We start from the raw sequence: 24,775 nt of genomic DNA on the forward strand, positions 1-24,775 counted from the left end.
TTCAACCAGCGAGCTCCAAAGAACGACCATTCTCGATGTCGGACGTTCCATCCTGCGGATCGGCCGAGACGACCTCGTCTGCGCCCGGGTGAAAGTGATCCCAGATCACCTTGGCCAGACCTGGCCCCATGCCTGGGGCGGCAGCGAGCGTCTCAGGACTCGCCAGCTGAATCGCATCGATCGAGCGGAAGTGGGCCAACAGCTCCTTGATGCGCTTGGGTCCAAGACCTGGGATGTCGGACAAGCGTGAGCGTTTCATCCGCTCGCCCCGCTGCTGACGGTGGAAACTCACGGCAAAACGGTGGGCTTCATCCCGCAGCCGGCGCAGGAGCTGAACGCCCAACTGCTCAGGCTCGCTATCCAACGGGTCCTTCACCCCTGGGATAAAGACCTCTTCCCGTTGCTTGGCCAAGGAGCAGACGACCAGATCCTCATCCAGGTTCAGTTCACGCAGGGCCTCCATGACTGCCGAAAGCTGGCCCTTTCCTCCATCGATCATCACCACATCGGGCCAGTCGTTGAGCCCACCGGTGTGGAGTGCTGAGCCTGCAGATCGCCGTAGGTCCCTGAGGTCCGCTCCGGCTGCCTTGGCCTGCGCCCAGCGGCGAAAACGACGGCGCATGATCTCGGCCATCGCCATGAAGTCATCGGAGTGTCCGGAGCGGATCGAGCTGCTCTGAATCTTGTATTTGCGGTAGTGCTGCTTGGCCGGTAAGCCATCGATAAAGACCACCTGGGAGGCCACCGCGTCACTCCCTTGGATGTGACTGATGTCGTATCCCTCAATGCGGCGTGGAGGCGTATTCAGTTCGAGCAGTTGAGCCAGGTCCTCCGTGGCAAGCAGGTTCTGTTCACTGGCCCGTCGGGCGCGCTCCAATTCGTAGTTGGCGTTGCGCTCGACCAACTCGATCAAATCCGCCTTTTGGGCACGCTGCGGCACCGCCAAGCGGACTTTGCGTCCGCGCAGTTCAGAGAGCCAGTCCTCGATGAGCTGCTGTTGAGGCAACGGGGCTTGAAGCAAGAGCTCAGGGGGTATTTCCACCCCCTCGACCTGGCTGTAGTGCTCTTCAATCACCGTCTGCAGGACCCGCCCCATGGCGTCTCGACGCTCCGGCGATGGGGGAAGGTCTTCGCCAGCGCCCTCCGCCGCCGGGGGCATGCCAATCGCATCGGCAGTGAAGCCCAAGCGACCCACCAGCTTTCCTGCCCGCATTTGAAAGAGCTGTACTGCTGCCACGCGTTCGTCGGCCGCCAAGGCCAGTACGTCCCGAGAGACCGAGCTATCGCCCAGGCTCATCTTTTGGTCGGCCGTCAAGGTGTCGATGCCTTGGAGCTGATCACGAACGCGAGCAGCGCTTTCGAAATCCAGCCGCTCGGCGTAGCGCTGCATCTGCTCGTGGAGCAGTTCGAGTAGCTCCTCATTGCGCCCCTGAAAGACCATGGCCACCTGCCGAAGGGTGCGGTGGTAGTCCTCAGAGCTGATCTTTTCCTGGCAGACCCCTGGGCAGCGGCCGATATCGAAGTTCAGGCAGGTCCGATCGCGATGAAGCGGTTGCGGACGCTGGCGCAGGGGGAAAACCCGTTTCACCAAGCCCAGGGTGCGGCGTAACAGCCCGACGTCGACATAGGGCCCGTAGAACCGATCTAAGGGGGAACGAAAACGACGCCGACGGGTGATGAAGATCCGCGGATAAGCCTCGCTCCAGGTAATGCAGAGGTAGGGGTATTTCTTGTCGTCCTTGAGCAGCACGTTGAAGTGCGGCTGGTGGTTCTTGATCAAGTTGGCCTCGAGGGCCAACGCCTCCGCCTCGCTGTCGGTGACGATGAACTCAATCTCGCAAACCTGCCTCACCATCAGGGCAATCCGCGGGGAGTGGCCATGGCCGCTCCCGCTCTGGAAGTAGCTGCGGACCCGGTTGCGCAGAACCTTGGCCTTGCCGATGTAGAGGATCCGGTCCTCCGCGTCGCGCATCAGGTAGCAGCCCGGCTCAGTGGGGACCTCCTTCAGACGAGCCTTCAGCCGAGCAGGGTCCTGCAGCAGGGACTTCACCCGCCGTACTGCCAGCCAGTGCTGCTCAGTTCGAGGGCGGCACCATCACGGTTGAGAACGGCGCTCTTGACCTCACCGACAAAGACGGTGTGGTCTCCGTGGGCGACCTGCCCGATCAGCTCACACTCGACACTGCCCAGGGCGTCATTCAGGATCGGGAGTCCGAGTTCACCCAGGCTGAAGGGGGCAGCATCAAAACGACCACCAACGCCTTTTTGCGGTTTGAAGAACACCGCAGCCAGGTCCTTCTGATCGGCCGCCAGGACATTCAACGAGAAGCGCTTGGTGCGCTGAATCATCCCGTTGCTGGTGCTATCAGCGCGCACAGCCATCACCACCAGGGGTGGTTCAAAGGAGCCCTGGGTCACCCAGCTCGCGGTGAAGCCGTTCACCTCATCGCCTTCCGCCACGCCGCAGATAAAGACACCGTGGGGAATCTTGCGAAGCAAGGTCTTTTTGGCGTCTGCATTCAGTGCCATGGATCGGTCTCACAGTGCCCAAACTCTAGGAACAGCAGTCCGTCTGCGGGTCTCCCATAGCCGGGATTTTCTAGGATCAGAGGATGAAAGCCCTCTATCCCGGCAGCTTTGATCCCCTGACCCTGGGGCATCTGGATGTGATTGAACGGGGGTCCCATCTCTTCGACGGTCTGGTGGTGGCCGTGCTCCGCAATCCGAGCAAAAATCCGTGCTTCAGCGTTGACCAGCGGATCGAACAAATCCGTGGTGCGACGAGCCATCTCAGCCAGGTCGAAGTCGCGGCGTTTGACGGATTGACCGTGGAATTTGCCCATCGGAGTGGGGCAGGGGTGATCCTGCGCGGCCTCAGAGCCTTGAGCGATTTTGAGTACGAGCTCCAGATCGCACACACCAACAAAAGCCTCGCTCCAGAACTCGAAACGCTGTTCCTCGCCACGGCAACGGCCCACAGCTTTCTGAGCAGTTCAGTCGTCAAAGAGGTGGCCCGTTTCGGCGGACCGGTTGGTCACATGGTCCCCACAGGAGTGGCAGAAGATCTATCGAGGCTTTTTAATCAGTAATCCCTCCATGCACCCCGCTGATGTCTGAGACGCAGCTGACCTCCGTGCTCGACCAGCTGGATCAACTGGAGGAAGTCGTCCTCGACGGCACCCGCGTCCCGTTCAGCGGCGGTCGCCTGGTGAACGAGCAGGACGCCATCGAGTTGATGGATGCCGTTCGTGATGCGCTGCCAGCTCAGCTGGTGAAGGCCGACGAGCTGGTGGCGAAAAAGGACGAGTTCATCCAGCAGGCCCGTCAAAAGGCCGACGACATCGTTGCCCAGGCCAAACAGCAGCGCGACCAGCTGATCAACAGCCAGTCCATCCGCAGCGAGGCGGAGCGTCAGGTGGCCGAGCTGCGCGAGCAGGCCCGCCAGCAGTGCGAGCAGATGATCGCCCAAGCGCGCCAGCAGGTCGCCAAAACAGAACAGGAACACCAAACCAGGCTGGCCCAGCTGGAGCAACAGTTCAGCCAGCGTCGTCAGCAGCTGGAACAAGAAGGACTGCAGCGCCGACAACAGCTGGACCAGGAAGCCATTGAACTCAAGCGCCAGCTGAGCGAACAACACGAACAAGCGCGCAAGCAAAGCATTGCGGAACTGGAAAAAGTCCGTGTTGAGGCCCTTCGGCTTCAACAGAGCAGCCAGGCCGAAGCCGAGCGCGTTCAGGGCGATGCTCTGCAATTCCGCCAGCAGACCCAGCAACAATGCGAGGGACTCATCGCCCGCAGCCGGCAGGAAGCCAGCTCCATTCAAGAGGGTGCTAACCGCTACGCCGAGCAGGTTCTGGGTGAACTGGAGGACCGTCTGCGGGAGATGGGCCAGGTGGTCGTTGCCGGCAAGCGAGAGCTGGTGAAGCTCCAAGGCGTTAACCCCGCCTCCCTTGTGCCCAATCCAACCTCAGGTCAGCAAGCCGTGCCGATCACCCGCGCCCGCCGCGCAGCTGATCGCATCCGCAGGGCAGCTGGAAATCGCTAGGGGCAGAGCGCCCCATTGCGGGTTTGACGCAAGAGTTGCCCCATGACCGAATTGGGGGCTGCAGATCCGTTGGAGATCATGCTGATGTAGCGGGGGCCCGAGCTGGTGTCCAACAACCCGCTGACGGAACGAACCCCACGGATCGTTCCGGTCTTGCCGAAAAACTGACCCTGCAGCTCGGTGTCATACCAGTAGTTACGCAAGGTCCCACGCTCGCCAGCGATCGCCATCGAAGCGAAGTAGTGATCCGCCATCGGATGTTGAGCCATCCGCAGCATCAGAGCCACCAGCAGGCGACTGGTGAGCCGATTCCCGCGGTCAAGGCCACTGCCGTCGACGACCTTGACCCCTGCCATCGGTAACCCCTGGGCGGCGAGCCATCGGCTGGCCAACGCCTGACTGGTGGCCTGGTCCCAACTCCCTGTGCCCTGACGCAGGAGCACCTCAGCGGTGAAATTGTGGCTTTCGGTGTTGGCCAGGCTGAGCAGGCCGTGCATGCCAATGGAGCGCTCCTCATGGAGCAAAACAGCGCCTGAGGAGGGATTTCCCGATCGGGCTGGACTCACGGTGGTGATCACCGCCTGACCGCCCTGACGCTGGATCTCCGCGCCCAAGAGTTGCTGCAGGCGACTGGGGGGATCGCTCACGGCCATCGCTTTGGCATTGCTCGTCACCGCCAAACGGGTGATCGGAGCGCCGTAGGCCTCGACGCGATCCTCGCCGGGCCATCCCGCTGGCCACCAACGCTGGGGAGGCTCCTCCTGGAGTTGGATTCGGACCGCGGACGGTGCCGGCGATCCACTACCGCCTTGACCCAGCGCCAACTTGGCGAAGCGCTGCAGTTGAGGGGTATTGAAATCGGGGTCCCCCTCGCCGGTAATCAGCAGGCTTCCGTCGGATTGGCGCCAAAGTCGCGTCGTGAGGCTGTAATCCGGTCCGAGACGATCCAGGGCAATCGCAGTCGCCACCAATTTCTGATTGGAGGCGGGGATGCGAGGCGTCAGACCATTGAGATCTGCCAGGAGACGACCGGATTCATCGGCCACGCTCACACTCCAGACACTGGCCTCACTGCCGAGCACCTGGCGCAGGCGGTTCTGAAGGGCCGGGCAACTGACCCGGGCCTGCAGCTGGGGCAGCCCCAACGGCGGAGGCGCCGGGGGCAGGGCAATGGCCCTGGCTGCCTGGGTGGTTTCTGGAATCGCCGCTTGCAGGGCAACGCAGGGAAATAAAGCCAGGCCTAGCCCGAGACCCACTCCAGCGCGGAGCCCCGCCATGGTCAGGACTGACCGAGCTGGAGACCAGAGACTGAACCGTTCAGCCGGAACGCACGGCCCTCTAGTTCAATCGGTGCTCCAATCTTCAGGGTCTGGTTGCCGAAGACGACGCCGCCTGCACCCTTACGCCCTTCTCCTTTGAGAACAAAGCGGGCGTCCAAGTTGCCGAGCTGGTTCTGGTTGGGATCTGGCGCGGTGACCACCTTGCCGTCAGCGAAGACCGCAGCCAATTGCCGTTGCAGCGGAATGACGTCATCCACGGTCACCGAACCATGGGGTTGGTTGCGGATCACGATCGCGACCTTGCCCTGCTCCTTTGCACCAGCGATCAAGGCCGACGGGTTGGCCACCGGTACGTTGCGGACATCCACAAACACCGTGACGGGTTGGAGACCACCGGTGGCACGGGCGACGGCACCACTCAGCTTGGGACTCCAGAGCACACCGCCAATAGCCAGGACCACAGCCGCCGCAGCCCCCGCATCCACCAGCGAGAAACGACGCGACAACACAGGCATGGCAGAGAAACAGAGTTCAAACTGTACGGAGGCTGGGCCGCCGAAACAAGCATTCCCCTGGCCTAGTTCTGCAGACCCTCAATCAGGCGGTCGACGGCTTTGAGGCCACGGACCACTCCGCCGCCTTCACCCTCGAGGGCATCGGTCATCTGCTCGGCATCCGGCTTCGCCTCAAACTCCCGAACGAAGCGGTAGCCATCGGGATCCTGGCGGTAGAGCTGCCAATCCTGGGGAAAGGCGCGTCGCAGTGCCCCATCGCCTGTCGGGATCAGGGCATAGGCGGATTGCCAACCAGACAGGAAGCCCTTGCGGCGCTCTCGGGCAACAGTGCCAATGCCGACTGCGGCATCTTCCAATTTGCCGTTCAGCAGCACAACACTGCCGCGGTGCAGGGCACAGACCGCCTCCACATCCTCATAGTCCGCTGGGGTTGGTGCCACAAGGACCAGAAGGCCATCACTGCCGCCATCGGCTTGCTGGAGGCGCTTGATTCCACTGAGTTCGGTGATGCCAGCCGCCTGCTCCGCCGCATCACGCTTCGCCAAGGCAGCAGCCCCCGCATCGGGGAAGACCAGGCGTGCATCGGAATGGGCGTGGGTCAGGGCGCTCAACAAACGAAGGGCCACCGGGAGGATGCGCAGTCCCTCAAAGCGAAATTCAGCGGTCCAGAAGCCCTTGGTCTGGCTAGCCAAGGCAGCCAGAATCGCTTCGACGGCTTCGGCTTCAGCACGTCGCAGATCGGCGGGGAGCATCCAGACCATGTCGTTCGGCTGACCCTAATCAGCCGCCACCGACGCGATGGCCAAGCGCAACGCTTCCGGAATGTCCTGAAGATCGGACTCGGTGTGCCAGTAACCAAGGGAGAGACGAATCCCACTGGCCGACCAGTGCGAATCAATGCCCATCGCCTCAAGAACAGGGCTACCAGCAGCCCTGGAGCTACTACAAGCTGAACCACTACTGATGGCATAGCCGGACCGCGAGAGTTCCCGGACGACAGCGCGCCCAGACAGGGGCCGGCCATCTGCCGCCCGCACGAGCAGGCTGAGGTGATTCGCCAGGCGCAATTTTGGATGGGCGCGTGGGTCAGGGCCTGTGAGTTGCAGGCCAGGGACCTGCAGCACTGCGGACAACAAGCGATCGCGCAGGGAGGGCATCGGATCCTGCCCGTCCTTGAAGCGCCGGACCTGGAGCAGCTCGAGGGCTTTGGCAAAGCCAGCGATCAAGGCCACCGGTTCAGTGCCGGAGCGCAGGCCCCGCTCCTGGCCACCACCGGACTGAATCGGGCGGAGCTTGATCCCCTCACGAACTAACAAAGCGCCGACCCCACGGGGACCGTTGAGCTTGTGGCTGGCCACACTCATCAGATCGATCGGGAGAGCGTCGAAATCAATGGGGCGTTGAGCCGCCACCTGAACGGCGTCGACGTGAAGGAGCACGCCCGCCTCGCGGCAGAGGTCTCCGATCTCCTGGAGCGGCTGTAACGCACCGACCTCGCTCTGACCCCAGATGAGCGAAACCAATTGGGTCGGCCGCGCCAGGTGGTGGCGCAAGGCGTCCAGATCGATCAGACCTTGAGGGCTCACAGGGATTCGCTCTACGGTCCAGCCCTGTCGCTGGAGCTGCTGCGCCGCCGCTTCGGTGGCGGGATGCTCAACGGCTGAGAGCAAGAGCCGTGGCGGGTTGCTTTGCTGATCCCAGAGCTCCGCAGCAGAACCCTGGAGCGCGAGATGAATCGACTCTGAGCCACCTGAGCTGAAAATCAGCTGACCGCTGCAACCGAGCAGGCCGGCGATCTGCTCACGGCTGCGCTCGAGCTGCTCAGCAGCCGCTAGGCCGAAGCCGTGGAGGCTTGAGGGATTCGCCCAGGCTTCGCGATCAACGCGCTGGATCTCCGCCTGTACCTCTGGCAGTACCGGGGTTGTAGCTGCGCAGTCGAGGTATCGGCGCAGATCCAAGGTCATGTCTCCCGCTCAAAACGGGCCCGCGTGCGCGATTCGAGGGAGTTGGTGGCAATCGTCACCAGGTCATCCAACGAGGTGTTGTTCAGCAGTTCAGCGACCTTGGCCCGTGCAGCCTCGCTTGGGCAATTCTCTGGGCGAATGCAGCCATTGGCGCAGACCGTGGAGCAATCAATCCCTTTCTCGCTCCTCCCTGAGCCTTGCGGCTGTTCGACTGCTGGCAGATCCGCCTCGGAATGATCCGAGCGAAGCCCTCCAGCGGCCTGCTGGCGCGCAGCGGCAACAGCCGCCGGGTCAGGGATCGAACCGTCAAAAACGTGCTCGGCCGGCCCGTCCATAAAGACCTTGCCGTTGATGGCATCCCAATGGATCTGAAGTGGTCCACCCGGGAGATCCAGGCGAGCCGTGCGCTCGGAGAGACCCAGGAGGTGACAGGCCACCAACGTGGCGCACGCGCCGGTGCCACAGGCCAGCGTTGGACCAGCTCCGCGCTCCCAGACCCGCATCACCAGGTGCGAAGGCGAGAGCACCTCAACGAAGTGAACATTGGTCTTGGCGGGGAAGGCAGGGTGCACCTCCAGCTGACTGCCAAAGCGATCGAGATCGATCTCAGCGACGGCATCCACGGGAACGACCACGTGGGGGTTCCCCATGCCAGCGGCCGCCACGGCAAACCGCTCCCCATCAATCTCCAGCTCACCCATGGGAAGTCGGGCCTCCCCGACTTCCAGGGTTGTAGGGATGTCGCTGGGGTTGAGAAAAGGAGCCCCCATGTCCACACGGATCGTCCCGTCGGGGAGCAGTTCCGGGACGATGCGCCCAGCCAGAGTGTCGATCTGCCAGGTGCGCCCAGGGCCGTCCCCATCGCAATCCGCCAGGAAGCGCGCCAGGCAGCGGATGCCATTGCCGCACATTTCGGGTTCGGTGCCATCGGCGTTGAAGATGCGCATCCGCAGTTCCCCCCCGGCGTTTGGCGGCAGCGCCAAGATCACGCCGTCCCCTCCGACACCAAAACGCCGGTCACAGAGCTGAACCACCAGATCTGGGGTCAAGCCAAAGAGAAATTCGGTATCGCCGGATTGACGCCCGTCGAGCATCAAGAAGTCGTTACCAAGCCCTTGGTACTTGCTGAATTGGAACACGCGCGACAGCCTGTTGATGCAGGCTCACCAGTTCGATCGATCCTATGGGGAGCAGTCGAGAAGGGCGGTCCGGAGACCTCGACACCTCTCAACCGGGAGTGCGTCAAATCCAGGCATGGATTCGTTCAGAGAGTCCGCTCTCCCTTCAACTCAGCAATGGCAGCAGCCTGAGCGGTCGTCCGCTGTGGATCGATGCCTGCTTTCTGGCTCTGGAGCCTGAGACAGGAGCAGCCGCTGTTCTGATCAATCGGGACGCCATCGTGCTGCTGCGGCCGCTGACTTAACAGCAGCTATGGGAGCATCACTGCTCCACTCCCGATCCGCCCGTGAGCGAGTCCAGCCGCTACCAACCCCAGGCCACAGAGGCCGGCTGGCAACGGGCCTGGAAGGCAAACGGGCTGCACAGCACCCCAGAGGTCAAGGCCGGCGATGAGGCGTTTTACGCCCTTTCGATGTTCCCTTACCCCTCAGGGAACCTGCACATGGGTCACGTCCGTAACTACGTGATCACCGATGTGGTCGCCAGGATTCAACGCTTACGCGGAAAAAAGGTCTTGCATCCGATGGGATGGGACGCCTTTGGCCTGCCCGCCGAGAACGCCGCCATTGAACGGGGCGTGGATCCCGGTGCCTGGACCGATCAGAACATCGCTTCCATGCGGGAGCAGCTTGATCAGCTCGGGCTCTCCATCGATTGGGATCGGGAGGTGGCCACCTGCCACGCCGATTACTACCGCTGGACCCAATGGCTCTTCCTGCAATTCCTTGAGGCAGGACTGGCCTATCAAAAAGATGCCACGGTCAATTGGGATCCGATTGACCAGACCGTGCTCGCCAACGAGCAGGTGGATAGCGAGGGGCGCTCCTGGCGCTCCGGTGCGCTGGTGGAGAAGCGCAAACTGCGCCAGTGGTTCCTGAAAATCACCGACTACGCGCAGCAGCTGCTCGACGACCTCTCCCAGTTGGACGGCTGGCCTGAGCGGGTGCGCACAATGCAGGCCAACTGGATTGGTCGGAGCACAGGGGCTGAACTGCACTTCACCGTTGTCGATGCCGGCGGTCAGGACACTGAGGAGCGTGTCACCGTTTTCACCACCCGGCCGGACACCTTATTTGGTGCGAGCTATGTGGTCTTGGCACCCGAGCATCCCTTGGTCCCGGCCCTAACGACCGTTGCTCACCAAACGGAGGTGGAGGCCTTCTGTGACCTGGTCTCACGCCAAAGCGAGCAGGATCGCACCGCAGAGGACAAGCCCAAGCGCGGTGTTCCGATCGGTTCACAGGTGCGGAACCCCGCCAATGGCGAACTGATCCCGATCTGGATTGCTGACTACGTCCTGGCCGAATACGGGACGGGGGCCGTGATGGGCGTACCAGCCCATGACCAACGCGATTTCCTTTTCGCCCGCCAGTACGAACTTCCCGTCAAGCAGGTGATCATTCCCGAAGGCAGTGATGAACATGCCTTTGAAGGGGGTGCATGGACCGAGTCCGGAGTGCTGATCCACTCGGCGGGCTTCGATGGTTTGACCAACACAGCCGCCAAAACCGCCATCACGAAGGCCGGAGAGGAGGGCGGCTGGGCGAAGGGGAAAGTCCAGTTCCGCCTTAGGGATTGGTTGATTTCAAGGCAGCGCTACTGGGGGTGCCCAATCCCGGTGATTCACTGCGAGAGCTGCGGTGTTGTTCCTGTCCCCTGCGAGCAACTTCCAGTCGAACTCCCTAGGGATATTGCCTTCAGTGGCAAGGGCGGCTCGCCACTCGCCCAGCTGGAGCGTTGGGTCAACGTCGATTGCCCCTGTTGCGGCAAACCTGCCCGGCGGGAGACCGACACGATGGACACCTTCATGTGCTCCAGCTGGTACTTCCTCCGTTACAGCGACGCCAAGAACAGCCAGCTGCCGTTCGCAAAGAACGCTGTTGATCAGTGGTTACCTGTCGATCAATACGTTGGCGGCATCGAGCACGCCATTCTTCATCTCCTCTACTCCCGCTTTTTCACGAAGGTGCTGAGGGATCGAGGCCTCCTGGGTTTCGACGAGCCTTTCCAACGCCTCCTCACCCAAGGGATGGTCCAGGGCATCACCTACAAAAACCCAAAAACGGGCAAGTACATCCCCCCCTCCGAGGTGGCGGATGCCACTGATCCTCGTGATCCACTCACAGGAGATCCCCTCGACACCTTCTTCGAGAAGATGTCGAAGTCCAAGTACAACGGCGTCGATCCTGCTGTCGTGGTCGACAAGTACGGCGCCGACACGGCGCGGATGTTCATCCTGTTCAAAGCACCCCCAGAGAAGGATCTCGAGTGGGATGACGCCGATGTGGAAGGCCAGTTCCGCTTCCTGCAGCGCATCTGGCGCCTGGCGGAAACCGCCCGAGAGCGGGGTCTGAGCTTGGCTCATGGAGCAGGTTCGGCTGAGGCCGTGGCCGAGGCCATGGCCTCAGCCACACCCCTTTCTACGGCCGAGCAGGAGCTTCGCCGCGCCGTGCACACCGCCATCCAAGAGGTCACCGACGACCTCGATGGAGACGTTCAGTTCAATACGGCGGTCTCGGAGCTGATGAAACTGAGCAACGCCATGGGGACCCACCTGGCGGACAGCTCCGACGTCTTCGCCTGTGAAGCCCTTCGCACGCTGTTGATCCTGCTCGCACCCTTTGCACCGCACTTGGCGGAAGAGCTTTGGCTGAAGCTCGGCGGCCGCAACGGTGATGACACTCTCGCTGACACCAGCATCCACACGCAGCGTTGGCCCGAAAGCGACGTCTCAGCCCTTGTCCGGGACACAGTCCCCCTGGTGATTCAGATCAAGGGCAAGGTTCGAGGCAACCTTGAGGTCCCAGCGGATGCTGACAAGGCGACCCTGGAGCGGCTGGCCCTAGAAAGCGACATTGCGGCGAAATGGCTCGAGGGCAAAGCCCCCAGCCGAGTCATCGTCGTCCCTGGGAAACTGGTGAACCTGGTGCCTTAACCCCACCTCAGTCGTGGATAAAGACGAGGGACTCGGGCTGACCCCAGTCCCCGTTGGCTGAGATGTGACGGCGGTTGGCACAGAGGTGGCGGAGGATCCAGTAGAGCGGCTCTGCGGTCTCTAGATCCAGTTTCGTCTGCAGTTCCGCCAGGGTGTGCTCCCTTTGGTCAGCCATGACCATCTCCAACCTGGATTGCAGGTCAAGGAGTGCAGCTGCGGCCTTCTTGCCGGCCTCAACGCCGGGCTGGTGGTAGGCGTTCACATTCACCAACTCGCCGTACAAACCAACGGCACGCTCAAACAGCGCAATCAGGGCACCCAAGCTGTGGGCATTCAGTCGCTGCATCGTGATGCTCAGGTTGAAGCGACCCTCTTCAGTGAGGGCTGAGCGAGTCCCCTGCAGGAAACCATCAAGGAAATCTCCGGGGTTCTCACCCTCGAGTGGCGGAATATCGCCTGGATCCTCAAGGACCTCGACAAAGGTGACAAAGAAATTGTCGACACCGTCACGGAGTTGCTGCACGTAGGCGTGTTGGTCCGTTGAACCCTTATTGCCGTAGACAGCAATGCCTTGGTGCACGACCTGACCGTTGCGGTCCAGCTTTTTACCCAGGCTCTCCATCACAAGCTGTTGGAGATAGCGACTGAAGACCTCCAGACGATCGCGGTAAGGGAGGACCACCATGTCGCGCAGCCCTTTGCCACCACACGCCGAGTACCAAGCGGCGGCCAGAAGCGCCGCGGGGTTTTGATCGAAGTCAGCAACGCGGGTGACCGCATCCATCTCAGCGGCACCAGCAAGAAACTCGCGAATGTCCGAGCCAATCAGGACGCCCGGAAGCAAGCCAACCGCACTGGTGATGCTGGTGCGTCCACCGACCCAATCGAACATGTCGAAGCGGGCCAGCCAACCGGCATCCTTGGCCTCACGGTCGAGTTTGCTGTCCACCATCGTCACAGCAACCGCCTGCTGAGACCAGCTGCCACCAGCGGTCTCCACCGCCCGGCGAGCCTGGAGCATGCCGATATGGGGTTCCGGGGTGCCGCCGGACTTGCTGACGACGATCACCAGGGTGGTTTTCAGGCGCCCACCAAGGGAAGCCAGGGTCCGGCGCATGCCGTCGGGATCCACGTTGTCAAAGAAGTGGAACGGCAGTCCGGCCCCGGGGTCCTGAAGGGCCCGAATCATCAGCAGGGGGCCGAGGCCAGAACCACCGATCCCAATCCAGAGCACATCGGTAAAGGTCTGCCCTGAACCATTGCCAATGGCACCGCTGAGGACATCACGACCAAAGGACTCGATCCGATCGACCTCAGCCTGGATGTGTTGACCACTGGCAGCGTCGGGCGCAAGGTCAGGATTGCGGAGCCAGTAGTGACCGACCTGGCGCTGCTCATCGGCGTTGGCGATCGAGCCCGATTCCAGAGCCGCCATGGCCTCAAAGGCCTGACTAAACCGGGGTCTTAAGGACGCCAGGGTGGGCTCGTCGAGGCCCATGCGACTGACGTCCAACCAGAATCCAAGCGTCTGGTTGTGCCAGAGCTGGCTGCAAAACCTCTGCCACTGGCTTGCGGGATCCAGAGCGGGAGCAGAGGGGGAGGAAGACATCAGGCCGAAATGGAGGGCACCGCAGGTCGAACCTATCCGTGAAATCCAATCAGGGATACCTTTTTTGGCTATTTCTGCGCATTGAAGCGAGTCCAGATCGCGATCTTGTGGACGCAAGCATCCAAGGCCTGATTGAGCTGTCATCACTGAAACAGCGCATTAGGCTGAAAAGACAGTGTTCAGCGGGTTCTGGCTCACATCAAGCGCCACAGCCAGCGGCTTCGGCCCCATCGCACCAGGCGCAATCTCTTGGCGTGGTTTGGGGCGGCAACCACCGCCCTGGCCAGCTTGGCTGCCTACCCGTTTGTTCAATCCAGTTTGCGTTCCGGCAACGGCGTTGCCGTTGATCGGATCGACAGCAGTAGCCACTCGGATCCGACAAGCTTTAGTCCAGAGGAACTCCAGGAACTCCAGCGCCGTTTTGGCGTTCATGGTCCTCAACCACCGTTGGCACGCCTGTTCACCAAAGGGGTCGACCAGTTCACCCCCTTGCGGAACCACACGGTCTCGCGGCTGCAGTCACTGCAGCCCGTCATTCAGCAGCAAAGCCGCCGTACTGGGCTGAATCCAATGCTCCTGGCGGCCATTTTGTTTGATGAAATGCAGCACGCCAAGCCCGGAGAGGACCACCCGTTAGCAGCCCATTCGGGACTGTTCAGCACCCATGGACCGGCCCAGTTGGGGCTGAGCGAGATGGAGAAACAAGGGCTGTTGCGCCCCAATGCCAGTCCCACTGAAATCCAGGATGCCCGCAATCAGCTCCTCCATCCAGAGCGAAATGTTGAGCTCTTGGCCGGAAAGATGATGCGCCTCTTGAAGTTGCTGGAGCGCGAAGCCAGAGAAACCAACAACGTCAGTCGCTCCCATCGCCACGCCAAAACCGTAGCGACCTTGGCCTATCTCCATAACGGCAAGCTGGACTATCCGGCTCGGATCCTGCGCTACATGCAAGATCCAGAACTCCACGGAATCGTCTACGGGAGAACGAAAAAGCCGATGCCCCCACTGATCTGAGCAGAGCGGTCAGCAGAGCATCCCCAGGGCGGCTAAGCGTTGCTGCAAGGCCGTCCAGTTGAAACTGCGTGGATCGGCACGTTCCGCGCCGAGGTCCACATGCCGGTGCGTTGTAATCCGCTCCGCCGGGATGGAATAACGCTTCATCCAGTCGGCTAGGGCGACAGCGAGAGCGTCGTACTGCGCAGAGCTGTAACCACTGTGGGCTTGAGCATTGTTCTCCCCGTCCAGGGGTGTTTCCAGGCTGAGGTGTAAAGCGAAATTGTTCGTGGAGCCGGGCAAATCTGGGTTCAGCACTGCCCATTCACCATCAAAGGCTGAAAAGCCAGCTCCATAGGCACGAAAGCGGGGATGCAAGGCTTCAACGGCGTCGCCGTTCTCACCGATCAAGAGGTGATAGCTGACCTGGTCTTCATCCCTGGGGTTGTGCTTAATGAAAGTGTTCAGCGCTGATTGGAGACCGAACACCGTTTCGTGCAGAACCACAAGTGACGGCGTTGTTTCCAGTGGATTGCCGAAGGCGTCGTAAGGAACACGCTGGGAATAGTTAGACGGATCGATCCTCACGCGTTTGAGCGCGGAGCGATAGCCCTGTTGTTGCGTCTTGAGTCGAGCCACAAGGGCACGATCATTGACCTCACACTGCTTCTGCAGCGGACTGATCCAGGCGGCCTGCGCTGGGGGGACCGGAGCGGGGCGGGCATTGGGCAGCCCGGGTAGCAGGCGTTTTGTTGGCTGAGAGTCGCGCTGCCAAAGGGGAATTGAGGCCAGGGCTGCCAGCGCAATCAAAGCGAGGCCCATCGCCCGTCGATAGGGGACTCGAAGGTGCTGCTGCGGAACGAGTCGGACCATGGCTAGCCCGCGCGCTGTTGCAACCAGGCGTCCTGGCCAGCCTGTTGGGAAGCCGTCGGATTAGACACAGGGACCAGCTTGTAGCGCTTGGGCTTCGGCGGGTCGCTCCGGAGCGCTAGCTCCCGTAGGGCTGAACGCCGTGCCATCAAAAGCGGTTGGCTCTCTTCGGCGCGAAGCAGCGGTGAAATCTGATCTGGCTGGGCAACCCGTTGTCCCGCCACGCCAATGAGCTCATCGCCCACCATCAGGCCGGCGCGCTCCGCTGGGCTATGGCGCTGGACGCGCTGCACTAGGACCCGGCCGCCATCGAGCCGCGTTGTCATCCCTGTCCATGGATGGGTGGACATCTCCGGCTCCAGCGCCAGGCCTACATCCAACAGGTAGCCAGAACAATCTGGATCGTCGACCTCCGTCAGCCATTGCTGCAGACGCGCACCAAGACCCGGTGCAGCCGCCTCAAAAGCGCTGAATAGATCTGATTCCTGATAACCGCGCCGGTGCCGTCCATGGCTGTGCCAAAGCTGTTGAACAACGGCGGCTAAACAGCTCTGATGGGACCTCAGGTGCAGATCCAGGCAGAGAGCCACGACCGCCCCCTTGAGGTAGTAACTGATTTGGTTACTGGCGGAATAAGCGTCCGCTTTGTAGAGCTTGACCCAGGCCTCCTCACTGCTCTGCCTGAGGGTCTGCACCTGCCGACCGGGGCTCAGCATGTAGCGACTGAGGTCCTCCTCGAGGTCGTTGAGGTAGTCCTTGGCTGAGCACAACCCGGCATGCAGTGGGAGCAGCTGATCGAAGTAGCTCGTGACGCCTTCGGCAAACCAAAGGGTGGGGACCACCGTGGCGTGCTGGTAGTCGATCGGTCTCAACTCCGCAGGAGTCAGGCGCCGGACGTTCCATTGGTGGAAGTATTCATGGGCAATGAGCTGCAGCAGCTTGCGGTAGCCATGACTTGCTTCAAGGTTGCGGCGGCCATAGACAAGAACCGTGCTGTCGTCGTGCTCTAGACCGCCATAGCCCTCGTCCAGTAGATGAAGGACAAAGAGGTAGTCGGCACAGGCCGGTGCGCTTTGGCCCATCAATCGGCAACAGGCCAGACAGACCTGCTCCACATCCTCAAAAAATCGAGGAAAACGATCGAAGAACCAGGCCTCATCGGCGGGATCCGAGAACCAGGTCACCCAGCGATGGGGAAGACCGAAGACCGAAAAACGGTGCGCCTGATGGGGGCCGGCTTCGATCGGACTGTCAATCAGTTGATCCAAATCCGCCGCCAGCCAACAACCAGTGCTGTCCTCTGGCAACGGAACAAAAGCGTTCCACCCCTCAGGTAAGACGCAGGTCAGGCGGTGGGGCTGCCAGCGGTGTCCATCGACCTCCAGGACGACAGCCGCCAGGGCTAAGAAACCGTGATCCTGATCAAGGTGGCAGGTGCGGACCGTGAGCTCCGTGGCCATCACCGAGTAGGTCAGGGTCAAGGGTCCCCTATCCGGATCGGCATCGATCAGCCAAGTACTGGGAGCAGAGCGGTTGAATGGCCGCTCAAGCCCCTGCTGGCAGGCCTTGAAGCCTTCGAGTTGTTTGACGTAGTCGCGGATCAGGTACGACCCAGGCGTCCAGCCGGGCAGCGAGACCTTCTGGTGCTGATGGGGCGACTCAATCTGAACGCGTACATCGACCAGATGGGTCTGAGGGTTGCTCAGATCAAGATGGACCTGAACCATTCCCGACATCCTTTTGCAGTCAGCTGATCAATTCAACTGAAGCGTGGCCCAGCTCTTCTGAGGCCGTCTTCAGGGCATGCAGTGCGGCGTAGCTGCGCGTGATCTGACCGACCAGTTGCTGAACAGAGTGGGAGCGGCCAAGGCGTTGAAGGTCGCCAACAAGCGCCAAGCGGCCGTTGGGCTGACGGGCCCACCCCAACTGCTGCTCAGGGTTCACCTGCACCCAGAGCGCAACCGACTCGCGTTGGTCCGCAAAACCGTTGAGCTGGCCGCCCCAGTGGACCGCATAACCCAGCTCCTGAAGAGCCTGGGCCAGGAGCCTCTCGTCGTCGAGGACCGTTGGCAGGATGGAGAGATGGGACATGGCCAGGACTCCACTTTTTCAGACCCTAGCGGGGGTGGACTCGCAGTCCAGTGGCCGTTGCCACCAGAGCAAGCCATCGTCACCAAACATCCCCTGCGCTTGGGCGTGATGGCCTCCGGCTCAGGCACCAACTTCGAGGCCTTAGTGCAGGCCTGCCAAGCGGGTCGACTTGGTGCAGAGGTGAGCCTCCTGATCGTCAACAACTCCGAAGCTGGGGCCCTCGAACGCGCCAAGCGACTGGGCATCAGCGCACAAGTGCTGGACCATCGCCTCTACGACTCCAGGGAGGCCTTGGATCACGCTTTGATCTCCTGCTTTCAGGCCGCCCAGGTGGACCTCGTGGTTATGGCCGGTTGGATGCGGATCGTGACCGAAGAACTGATCAGGGCCTATCCCGAGCGGCTCATCAACATCCACCCTTCACTCTTGCCGAGCTTTCGTGGAGCGCAAGCGATCCGCCAAGCACTGGAGGCTGGTGTCCAGCTAACCGGCTGCACGGCCCATCTCGTGGAAGTGGAGGTAGACAAAGGGCCGATCCTTGTGCAGGCCGCTGTTCCCGTTCTTGAGGGGGATAGCGAAGCAACCCTGTCGGAGCGCATCCATCGCCAGGAACACAAAATCCTGCCCTTCGCCGTGGCACTGGCAGCCAAGCGATTAGGGCTAATGGCTTAGGGGTAGAAGGGCAGCAGCGGAAGCCCGGTTTCCGCAGGTAACCCGGCCATCAGGTTCAGGCACTGCACGCCCTGGCCCGCCTGACCTTTGACCATGTTGTCGATCGCGCTCATCACGATGAGCTGACCGGTGCGCTGGTCCACCTGGACCGACAGCAGCGCCTTATTGGTCTGGCGAACCCACTTGGTCGAAGGGTAAGTCCCCGCCGGCAACACCTGAACGCAGGGCGCATGTCGGTAGGCAGCCTCCAGCAGGGTGGTGCAGTCCTCAGCGGTCAGTCCGGGGTCGCGCAGGCGTCCATAGACCGTGGCCAGCAGACCACGCACCATCGGGGTCAGGTGAGGGGTGAATTGGAGCTGGATGCTGGTGCCCGCAGCGCGGCTGCAGAGCTGTTCGATCTCACTGGTATGGCGATGCCCGACAACGCCGTAGGGGGAAATGCCCTCAGAGGCCTCCGCGAGCAAGAGATGCTCCTTCGCCGCACGTCCGCCGCCACTGGTACCGGTCTTGGCGTCAATGATGATTCCGCTGGTTTCGATCAGGCCTTGCTTCAGGAAGGGAGTGAGAGCCAGAAGGCTTGCGGTGGGGAAACAACCCGGTGCTGCTACCAGCCGCGCTTGGGCAATCTTCTCGTGCTCCCACTCCACCAAGCCGTAAACAGCTTCCCGGCAGAGAGCCGTGTCATCGCGCGGAAACTCCTGTGCTTCAGCGCTGTAGACCTCCTTCCACTGATCCAGAGAGCCGTAGCGGTAATCGGCGGAGAGGTCGACAACCTTGACTCCACGCTCGAGCAGTTCGGGTGCGAGGCGTGAGGCCAGACCATTTGGAAGACTCAAGACCGCAAAGTCCGCGGCCTCGGCAATGGCATCCACCTCCGGGCTTTGCACCACCGGGTCACCGGGGAGCGGCAAAAACGGGGTGAGTTGACTCCACCGCTTGCCACTACTGCGCTCACCCCCAAGAAAGCTGACGATGAATTCGGGATGCCCCTGAAGCAATCGCAGCGTCTGCAAACCGCCATAGCCCGAGGCCCCGATCACGGCGACGCGCTGACTTGCCATGGCATGCACAGGGGGACGTCAGATCGTACCGGGCTTTATAAAAGTGTCAGTCCACCTGGCCGTAGGGCCCGCCTTCCCTGAACCAGCCCCTGACTCAGGACTCGTTTCGCTTTGATTCCATCGCCGACGGTCTGGCCGCAATCCGCAACGGCGAGATGGTCGTGGTGGTGGACGATGAAAACCGGGAAAACGAAGGCGATCTGATCTGCGCCGCTCAATTCGCAACCCCTGAGCAGATCAACTTCATGGCCACCGAAGCGCGGGGCCTGATCTGTCTGGCCATGGAAGGGGAACGCCTGGATGCGCTCGATCTCCCATTGATGGTGGATCGAAACACCGACAGCAACCAGACCGCCTTCACAGTCAGTGTGGACGCCGGCCCCGAAAACGGTGTGTCGACCGGCATCTCCGCTGAAGACCGTGCTCGCACGATCCAGGTGGCGATTCACCCTGGGACGCGTCCCAGTGATCTTCGACGTCCAGGCCACATCTTCCCGCTACGGGCCAAGCAAGGCGGCGTCCTCAAACGTGCCGGTCACACCGAGGCCGCTGTGGATCTGGCCCGCATGTCAGGCCTCTACCCAGCTGGCGTGATCTGTGAAATTCAGAACATTGATGGGTCGATGGCCCGGCTACCTCAACTGGCGGAGTACGCCAAACGCCATGGCCTGCGGTTGATCAACATTGCCGATCTGATCGGCTACAGGCTGGATACAGAGCGCTTTGTTCGGCGACAGGCCGAAGCAATGCTGCCCAGCGCCTTTGGCCAGTTCCGAGCGATCGGCTATCGCAATGAACTGGATGGTTCCGACCATGTGGCCATCGTCAAGGGAAACCCTGAACAATCGTCCGGACCCGTCTTGGTTCGGGTGCACAGCGAATGTCTAACTGGAGATGCCTTCGGCTCCCTGCGCTGTGATTGCCGGCCCCAACTGGAATCGGCGCTGCGGATGATCGAGGACGCGGGGGAGGGTGTCGTGGTCTACCTCCGTCAGGAAGGTCGGGGCATCGGCCTGATCAACAAGCTGAAGGCCTACTCCCTCCAAGACGGTGGGTTGGACACCGTGGAGGCCAACGAACGCTTGGGCTTCCCGGCCGACCTCCGCAACTATGGAGTGGGGGCCCAGATCCTCAGTGATCTGGGGATTCACCGCCTGAAGCTCATCACCAACAACCCGCGCAAGATCGCCGGCCTTGGGGGCTATGGCCTCGAAGTGGTGGACCGAGTTCCGCTGGTCATGGATCCAGGCCAGCACAACGTCAATTACCTGCAAACCAAGCAGGCGAAGTTGGGACACCTGATGGATCCCACTGGGGTACGGGGGCCGGCGGCAGTCCTGGCGTGGAATCCGAGCTCCGGCCACGACGAAGCGGGCAGCGCCAAGCTGTTCCAGGCGCTCTCCGGCTGGGCAGAACAGAAGGGGCTGGAACTGGAGCGCGAGGAGCACTCACGGGTGTTGGCCCTGATGGATCAACCGGAACTGGCCGTTCTGGTCAATGGGGGCACCGCTGAATGTCTTCGCCAAATCCTGCAAACCATGGCGGACTGGCCGCAGACCCAAAGCGTCAGCCTGCTGCTTGCACCCGATGCCCAGCGCAGCTCACACCCAAGCAACACCCTGGAGGCCCAACGACGGCCGTTGCAGGAACTGCAGTCGGGTCAGGCGGGTGTTGCGTTCGAAAGCGGAGCCCTGCTGCGCTGGTGTTAAGCGCAACAGGGCTCTAAGGGGAACGAAAGGAGACTGATCGGAAGGGGCTGCGGCCAGCCCCTAAGCAATCAACCTTGGATCGTGACCTTGCTGATCTTGCTCCCGTTCTTCAGGGCCAAGACCACGTCCATGTTCCCGGTGTGGCCGAAGACGGTGTGAACTCCGTCGAGGTGGGGTTGTGCTTCGTGGCAGATGTAGAACTGCGAGCCGCCGGTGTTCTTGCCTGCATGGGCCATGGCCAGCGTTCCGGCCTGGTGCTTCTGGGCGTTGATTTCGCAATCGATCTGGTAGCCAGGGCCGCCGGTGCCGGCCATGCCACGGGCACCCTCACGGCTGTTGGGGCAGCCGCCCTGGGCCATGAAACCTGGAATTACACGGTGGAAGGCCAGGCCGTCATAGAAGCCGTCCTTGGCCAATTTCACAAAGTTGGCCACGGTGTTGGGCGCGTCGGCTTCGAACAGCTCCAGTTCGATCGTGCCGGCGTCGGTCTCCATCACGGCTTTGGTCACGGGGAAATCGTCAGCAAACCGCCTCAGTATGGGCGCTCCGGTAGAAGTGATGGGACCTGATCAGTGGTGATGTCCGTCCCCCATTCCGTTGACCTCAGCCAAGCCCGCCTTGGAGTGCTGGGCGGCAGCGGGCTCTACGCGATGGAGGGATTGGAAGAGATCCAAGAACTCACGATCGAGACTCCCTTTGGTTCCCCTTCGGACCAATTGCGCTTAGGCCGATTGGGGGGCATGGAGGTGGTCTTCCTGGCACGCCACGGGCGCCATCACACCTTCCTGCCGACGGAAGTCCCCTACCGAGCCAACATCTGGGCGATGCGCTCCCTGGGCGTGCGCTGGATCCTCTCCCCGTCTGCCGTGGGATCTCTCCAGCAGGAGATTGCCCCCTTGGACATGGTCGTCCCCGATCAGTTCATTGATCGGACGCGGGACCGCCCCAAAAGCTTTTTTGGCGAAGGTGCCGTGGCCCATGTCGCCCTGGGCGATCCCTTCTGCCCAAGTCTTAGCCGCGTGCTGGCGGACGTGGCCGACAGCCTGATGCCAGAGGGACGGACCCTGCACCGCGGCGGGACCTACCTCTGCATGGAAGGCCCCGCCTTCTCAACACGCGCTGAATCGAACCTCTATCGCAGCTGGGGTTGTTCAGTGATCGGAATGACCAACCACACCGAAGCCAGGCTCGCCCGGGAAGCCGAAATCGCCTACGCAACCCTGGCCATGGCCACCGATTACGACTGCTGGTATGCCGACCACGACAGCGTGACCGTGGAGATGGTCATCGGCAATCTCAAAGCCAATGCAGCCCTCGCAACCGAGATTGTCAAAACCACGGCCGAGCGGATCGCAGCGCTGAGACCAGCCAGCGCGGCCCACCACGCCCTGCAGTATGCACTGATGACTCCCGCTGATCAGGTCCCGGCAGCGACTCGGCGCAAGCTGAACTTGTTCACCAAGTCCTACTGGGGGACCTTCAAGGGCTAGAGCTCCTCAGGAGCGCAAAGCTTTCCTGAGGTTGCCGCCGCAACTCTCGAGAAGCTCCCGAGCTGCGGAGATCTCGAGGGAGTGGCAGGCCATGACCAAAGCCAGCTTGACGGAACCCTTGCTGGCCTCAAGCAACGCTCGCCCCTGGACGCGGCTGAGGCCGGCCAAATCGGACATGATCCGCAGGGCTCGATCCTCCAACTTGCTGTTGGTGACCGCGACGTCCACCATCCGATTCCCATAGACCTTCCCCAAGCGGACCATCACGCCGGTACTCAGGATGTTGAGCGCCATCTTGGTGGCCGTTCCGGCCTTGAGGCGGGTGGATCCCGTCAAGACCTCCGCGCCGGTGATCAAGCGGATGTCGATCGCGCAGGGCATCGGCACCTGCTCCGCCGGAACACAGGCCAGGGCAATGGCCAGGGCACCGATGGAGCTGGCGTAGGTCAGACCGCCGTGGACATAGGGGGTGGTCCCCCCTGCAGCAATACCCACCAGGGCATCCTTCGCACTAAACCCCCTTGCTTCGAGATCGGCTCGGCCGGCTTCAGAAAGGTCCTCGAGTCCCTCGGAACTGCGCAGTAAGGCGGGCGCACCACCGGCCAGGACACCCTGAACCAAATCCGGAGGACTGCAGAAGGTTGGTGGGCATTCCGCTGCATCGAGGACCCCAAGGCGTCCTGATGTGCCAGCGCCTAAATAAAACAGGCGCCCACCGGCCTGAAGACGCTCGGCGATGGCATCAATGGCCTGGGCCAGCGCGGCTGAGGCAGCCGCAACAGCTTCCTGGGGCTTGCGATCCTCGGCAACGAAGACCTGAACCAGGTCTTCCGTGCTCAATGCATCCAATTCGGCGCTCGCCGGATTGACCTGTTCGGTCAGGAGATGTCCCCGCTGCACATCCTCAAAAGAGGACGGACTCACAGCAATCCCTCGAGACGCCGGCGGAAATCTTCCAGTTCGTTATTACCGGTGCTGATGGGCTCCTCCGTTGGAGCGACTGGGGCTTCGGCTGTTTGTGTGGCTTCCTGACCCGGTTCCGGTTGATCGCGCCAGGTGGTCACATCCATGTTCTTTTCAGGAGGGGCGATCAGCAGGCGCTCCTCAGCGGTTTGGGGCAAAAAGCCGCTAGGAACAAAACGGGCTTCATAGCCAGCACTGGAGCAAAACTCCTCCATCTCACGCCGCTCGATCGCTTCAACACTCGGCATCGGGAAGTCCTGCGCTTCCAGCAAGCCGGCATAACGTTCCGCGTCGTCACGGTCCTCAAAGAGAAGGACCACGGTGGAGCCGTTTAACTCCAGGGAGTGAATGCCCTCGTTCTCGCTGCCAGCGTCAAAGAGCAGAACGTGAACCGACATCCAGCACGCACGGGTCAATCACCAGTCTCTCACTGATTGATCACGCCATCACGCCCGCCGTCAATTTCCTCAGCGAGCTGTTGCAGCCGGCGGTACAGCGCTTCTTCCGCTTCGCTGAGCCCTTGGGGAACGACGAGACGGATCTCAACCAACTGGTCACCCCGCTGCTCGCGATGGCTCAAGCCTCGGGAGCGAAGACGCAAGAGGCGGCCGCTCGAGGAGCCAGGCGGAATACGCAATTGCACCGGACCATCCAGCGTCGGCACAACGGCGGTGCAACCCAGCGCCCCCTCAGCGGGGGACAACTCCAGTTGGTAGTGAACCCGCAGACCATCAATGCGCAATCCAGCATCGGTGCGAACCCGAAGCTGAAGGAAATGGTCGCGCCCGCCTGGGGCGACCCCAGCAAGGCGGAGACGCCAGCCATCTCCTGCCATGGCTGGCGTCCAGACCTCAATGGCTGTTCCATCGGGCAGTTCCAATTCCACACGGACGCCCTCGAGTGCCTGCTCAGGGGTGAGCTCCACCAACGATTCCAGCTCTTCACTGGCCACCACCGGGGGGGGCGGGGGCGGTACAGGTGGGGTCACCCCGCCGGCGGGGGAGGAGTCCTCCTCGAACGGCTCTGGTTCCTGAGGGATGAAGCCGTCATCGGAGACGTGTCGAGGGGAACGCCTCCGCTCCCGGTGAAAGACCACGTCCAGGTAGTCCTCAAAGTCGGGGAAACCAGTGGCGAAGGGATCCAACCCGGCCGCTGCGGCGACTGATTCATCGAGACTGGCCTCCCACTGCTGCCTCCGCTGGGGGTCACTGAGGACGGCGTAGGCCTCGTTGACCGCTTTGAACTGCTCCTCTGCGTGGGGGTCATCCCCGTTCAAGTCGGGATGCCAGCGGCGAGCCTGTTGCCGGAACGCTCGCTTCAGGGACGAAGCATCCGCGCCGGGATCAAGGCCGAGGACGGCCCAATGGTTGATGCTGCCCGTCTCGGACATCACAGGACT

24 protein-coding genes are annotated in these 24,775 nt (G+C 61.8%); 8 read left to right on the top strand and 16 right to left on the bottom strand.

The window, feature by feature from the left end; genetic code table 11:
- Nucleotide 1: 1 nt before the first annotated feature.
- Together uvrC and MY494_RS01675 are read right to left on the bottom strand one after the other, a co-directional pair.
- Nucleotides 2-2,050 (bottom strand): excinuclease ABC subunit UvrC, encoded by a 2,049-nt coding sequence (gene uvrC / locus MY494_RS01670; RefSeq protein ID WP_247911008.1) that lies wholly within the window; start codon nucleotides 2,048-2,050, stop codon nucleotides 2-4.
- A complete protein-coding gene (locus tag MY494_RS01675) occupies nucleotides 2,047-2,529 on the bottom strand; it encodes a flavin reductase family protein (protein WP_247911009.1) in 483 nt (160 codons plus the stop codon). The genes uvrC and MY494_RS01675 overlap by 4 nt, the downstream gene beginning before the upstream one ends.
- A gap of 83 nt (nucleotides 2,530-2,612) precedes the next feature.
- Here MY494_RS01675 and coaD point away from each other — a divergent pair, with 83 nt between their 5' ends.
- Nucleotides 2,613-3,089, top strand: coding sequence for a pantetheine-phosphate adenylyltransferase (coaD, locus tag MY494_RS01680; RefSeq protein ID WP_247911010.1), 477 nt, complete (start codon nucleotides 2,613-2,615; stop codon nucleotides 3,087-3,089).
- A 20-nt stretch (nucleotides 3,090-3,109) separates the two neighbouring features.
- A complete protein-coding gene (locus tag MY494_RS01685; RefSeq protein ID WP_247911011.1) occupies nucleotides 3,110-4,045 on the top strand; it encodes a hypothetical protein in 936 nt (311 codons plus the stop codon).
- Here the strand turns inward: MY494_RS01685 and MY494_RS01690 are convergent.
- The 5 genes from MY494_RS01690 to dapF form a co-directional block, all read right to left on the bottom strand.
- Nucleotides 4,042-5,322 (bottom strand): D-alanyl-D-alanine carboxypeptidase/D-alanyl-D-alanine-endopeptidase, encoded by a 1,281-nt coding sequence (locus MY494_RS01690; RefSeq protein WP_247911012.1) that lies wholly within the window; start codon nucleotides 5,320-5,322, stop codon nucleotides 4,042-4,044. The two genes, MY494_RS01685 and MY494_RS01690, sit on opposite strands and share 4 nt — an antisense overlap.
- A gap of 2 nt (nucleotides 5,323-5,324) precedes the next feature.
- Complete coding sequence (locus tag MY494_RS01695) at nucleotides 5,325-5,840, bottom strand: DUF4330 domain-containing protein (protein ID WP_247911013.1); 516 nt, start codon at nucleotides 5,838-5,840, stop codon at nucleotides 5,325-5,327.
- Nucleotides 5,841-5,902: 62 nt separating this feature from the next.
- Entirely contained in the window at nucleotides 5,903-6,592 is a 690-nt protein-coding gene (locus MY494_RS01700; RefSeq protein WP_247911014.1) for a DUF1995 family protein, read from the bottom strand.
- Between the two features lie 24 nt (nucleotides 6,593-6,616).
- The gene (locus MY494_RS01705; protein ID WP_247911015.1) at nucleotides 6,617-7,804 is read right to left on the bottom strand and encodes a cysteine desulfurase family protein; all 1,188 of its coding nucleotides are present in this window, start codon (nucleotides 7,802-7,804) and stop codon (nucleotides 6,617-6,619) included.
- Nucleotides 7,801-8,943, bottom strand: coding sequence for a diaminopimelate epimerase (gene dapF, locus MY494_RS01710; RefSeq protein ID WP_247911016.1), 1,143 nt, complete (start codon nucleotides 8,941-8,943; stop codon nucleotides 7,801-7,803). Before dapF ends, MY494_RS01705 begins: the two co-directional genes overlap by 4 nt.
- Before the next feature lie 44 nt (nucleotides 8,944-8,987).
- Between dapF and MY494_RS01715 the strand changes: the two genes are divergently transcribed.
- Both MY494_RS01715 and leuS read left to right on the top strand, forming a co-directional pair.
- Nucleotides 8,988-9,227 carry a hypothetical protein gene (locus MY494_RS01715; protein ID WP_247911017.1) on the top strand — a complete coding sequence of 80 codons (240 nt, stop codon included), beginning with the start codon at nucleotides 8,988-8,990 and terminating at the stop codon, nucleotides 9,225-9,227.
- Between the two features lie 42 nt (nucleotides 9,228-9,269).
- The gene (gene leuS / locus MY494_RS01720) at nucleotides 9,270-11,918 is read left to right on the top strand and encodes a leucine--tRNA ligase (RefSeq protein WP_247911018.1); all 2,649 of its coding nucleotides are present in this window, start codon (nucleotides 9,270-9,272) and stop codon (nucleotides 11,916-11,918) included.
- A 7-nt stretch (nucleotides 11,919-11,925) separates the two neighbouring features.
- Here the strand turns inward: leuS and MY494_RS01725 are convergent, their stop codons facing one another.
- Nucleotides 11,926-13,527 (bottom strand): glucose-6-phosphate isomerase, encoded by a 1,602-nt coding sequence (locus MY494_RS01725; RefSeq protein WP_247911019.1) that lies wholly within the window; start codon nucleotides 13,525-13,527, stop codon nucleotides 11,926-11,928.
- 249 nt (nucleotides 13,528-13,776) lie between these two features.
- Between MY494_RS01725 and MY494_RS01730 the strand changes: the two genes are divergently transcribed.
- Nucleotides 13,777-14,541, top strand: a complete 765-nt coding sequence (locus MY494_RS01730) for a helicase DnaB (protein ID WP_371820646.1) — start codon at nucleotides 13,777-13,779, stop codon at nucleotides 14,539-14,541.
- Nucleotides 14,542-14,550: 9 nt separating this feature from the next.
- Here the strand turns inward: MY494_RS01730 and MY494_RS01735 are convergent, their stop codons facing one another.
- The 3 genes from MY494_RS01735 to MY494_RS01745 are packed head-to-tail and all read right to left on the bottom strand — an operon-like array spanning nucleotide 14,551 to nucleotide 17,481.
- The gene (locus tag MY494_RS01735) at nucleotides 14,551-15,393 is read right to left on the bottom strand and encodes an N-acetylmuramoyl-L-alanine amidase (RefSeq protein WP_247911020.1); all 843 of its coding nucleotides are present in this window, start codon (nucleotides 15,391-15,393) and stop codon (nucleotides 14,551-14,553) included.
- A 2-nt stretch (nucleotides 15,394-15,395) separates the two neighbouring features.
- A complete protein-coding gene (locus tag MY494_RS01740) occupies nucleotides 15,396-17,117 on the bottom strand; it encodes a M61 family metallopeptidase (RefSeq protein WP_247911021.1) in 1,722 nt (573 codons plus the stop codon).
- Nucleotides 17,118-17,136: 19 nt separating this feature from the next.
- Nucleotides 17,137-17,481: a DUF1257 domain-containing protein gene (locus MY494_RS01745; RefSeq protein ID WP_247911022.1), complete on the bottom strand. Its 345-nt coding sequence runs from the start codon at nucleotides 17,479-17,481 to the stop codon at nucleotides 17,137-17,139.
- On the opposite strand from MY494_RS01745, the gene purN reads away from it, so the two are divergent.
- Nucleotides 17,473-18,153: a phosphoribosylglycinamide formyltransferase gene (gene purN / locus MY494_RS01750; RefSeq protein ID WP_371820647.1), complete on the top strand. Its 681-nt coding sequence runs from the start codon at nucleotides 17,473-17,475 to the stop codon at nucleotides 18,151-18,153. The genes MY494_RS01745 and purN overlap by 9 nt on opposite strands.
- On the opposite strand, the gene argC is transcribed toward purN, so the two are convergent.
- Complete coding sequence (argC, locus tag MY494_RS01755; protein WP_247911024.1) at nucleotides 18,150-19,214, bottom strand: N-acetyl-gamma-glutamyl-phosphate reductase; 1,065 nt, start codon at nucleotides 19,212-19,214, stop codon at nucleotides 18,150-18,152. The two genes, purN and argC, sit on opposite strands and share 4 nt — an antisense overlap.
- A 119-nt stretch (nucleotides 19,215-19,333) precedes the next feature.
- Here argC and ribBA point away from each other — a divergent pair, with 119 nt between their 5' ends.
- Nucleotides 19,334-20,923, top strand: a complete 1,590-nt coding sequence (gene ribBA / locus MY494_RS01760) for a bifunctional 3,4-dihydroxy-2-butanone-4-phosphate synthase/GTP cyclohydrolase II (RefSeq protein WP_247911912.1) — start codon at nucleotides 19,334-19,336, stop codon at nucleotides 20,921-20,923.
- A gap of 68 nt (nucleotides 20,924-20,991) precedes the next feature.
- Here ribBA and MY494_RS01765 read toward each other — a convergent pair whose 3' ends face one another.
- A complete protein-coding gene (locus MY494_RS01765; protein WP_305852209.1) occupies nucleotides 20,992-21,432 on the bottom strand; it encodes a peptidylprolyl isomerase in 441 nt (146 codons plus the stop codon).
- Between the two features lie 69 nt (nucleotides 21,433-21,501).
- On the opposite strand from MY494_RS01765, the gene MY494_RS01770 reads away from it, so the two are divergent.
- A complete protein-coding gene (locus MY494_RS01770) occupies nucleotides 21,502-22,413 on the top strand; it encodes an S-methyl-5'-thioadenosine phosphorylase (RefSeq protein ID WP_247911025.1) in 912 nt (303 codons plus the stop codon).
- A gap of 6 nt (nucleotides 22,414-22,419) precedes the next feature.
- Here MY494_RS01770 and murQ read toward each other — a convergent pair whose 3' ends face one another.
- Genes murQ through MY494_RS01785 form a run of 3 tightly spaced genes read right to left on the bottom strand, consistent with a single transcriptional unit; the run spans nucleotide 22,420 to nucleotide 24,766 of the window.
- Nucleotides 22,420-23,337 (bottom strand): N-acetylmuramic acid 6-phosphate etherase, encoded by a 918-nt coding sequence (gene murQ / locus MY494_RS01775; protein WP_247911026.1) that lies wholly within the window; start codon nucleotides 23,335-23,337, stop codon nucleotides 22,420-22,422.
- Nucleotides 23,334-23,774: a DUF3110 domain-containing protein gene (locus MY494_RS01780; protein WP_247911027.1), complete on the bottom strand. Its 441-nt coding sequence runs from the start codon at nucleotides 23,772-23,774 to the stop codon at nucleotides 23,334-23,336. The genes murQ and MY494_RS01780 overlap by 4 nt, the downstream gene beginning before the upstream one ends.
- A gap of 29 nt (nucleotides 23,775-23,803) precedes the next feature.
- Nucleotides 23,804-24,766, bottom strand: coding sequence for a DnaJ domain-containing protein (locus MY494_RS01785; protein WP_247911028.1), 963 nt, complete (start codon nucleotides 24,764-24,766; stop codon nucleotides 23,804-23,806).
- Nucleotides 24,767-24,775 lie beyond the last annotated feature (9 nt).

Source organism: Synechococcus sp. A10-1-5-1 (assembly GCF_023115425.1).
Taxonomy (GTDB): domain Bacteria; phylum Cyanobacteriota; class Cyanobacteriia; order PCC-6307; family Cyanobiaceae; genus Vulcanococcus.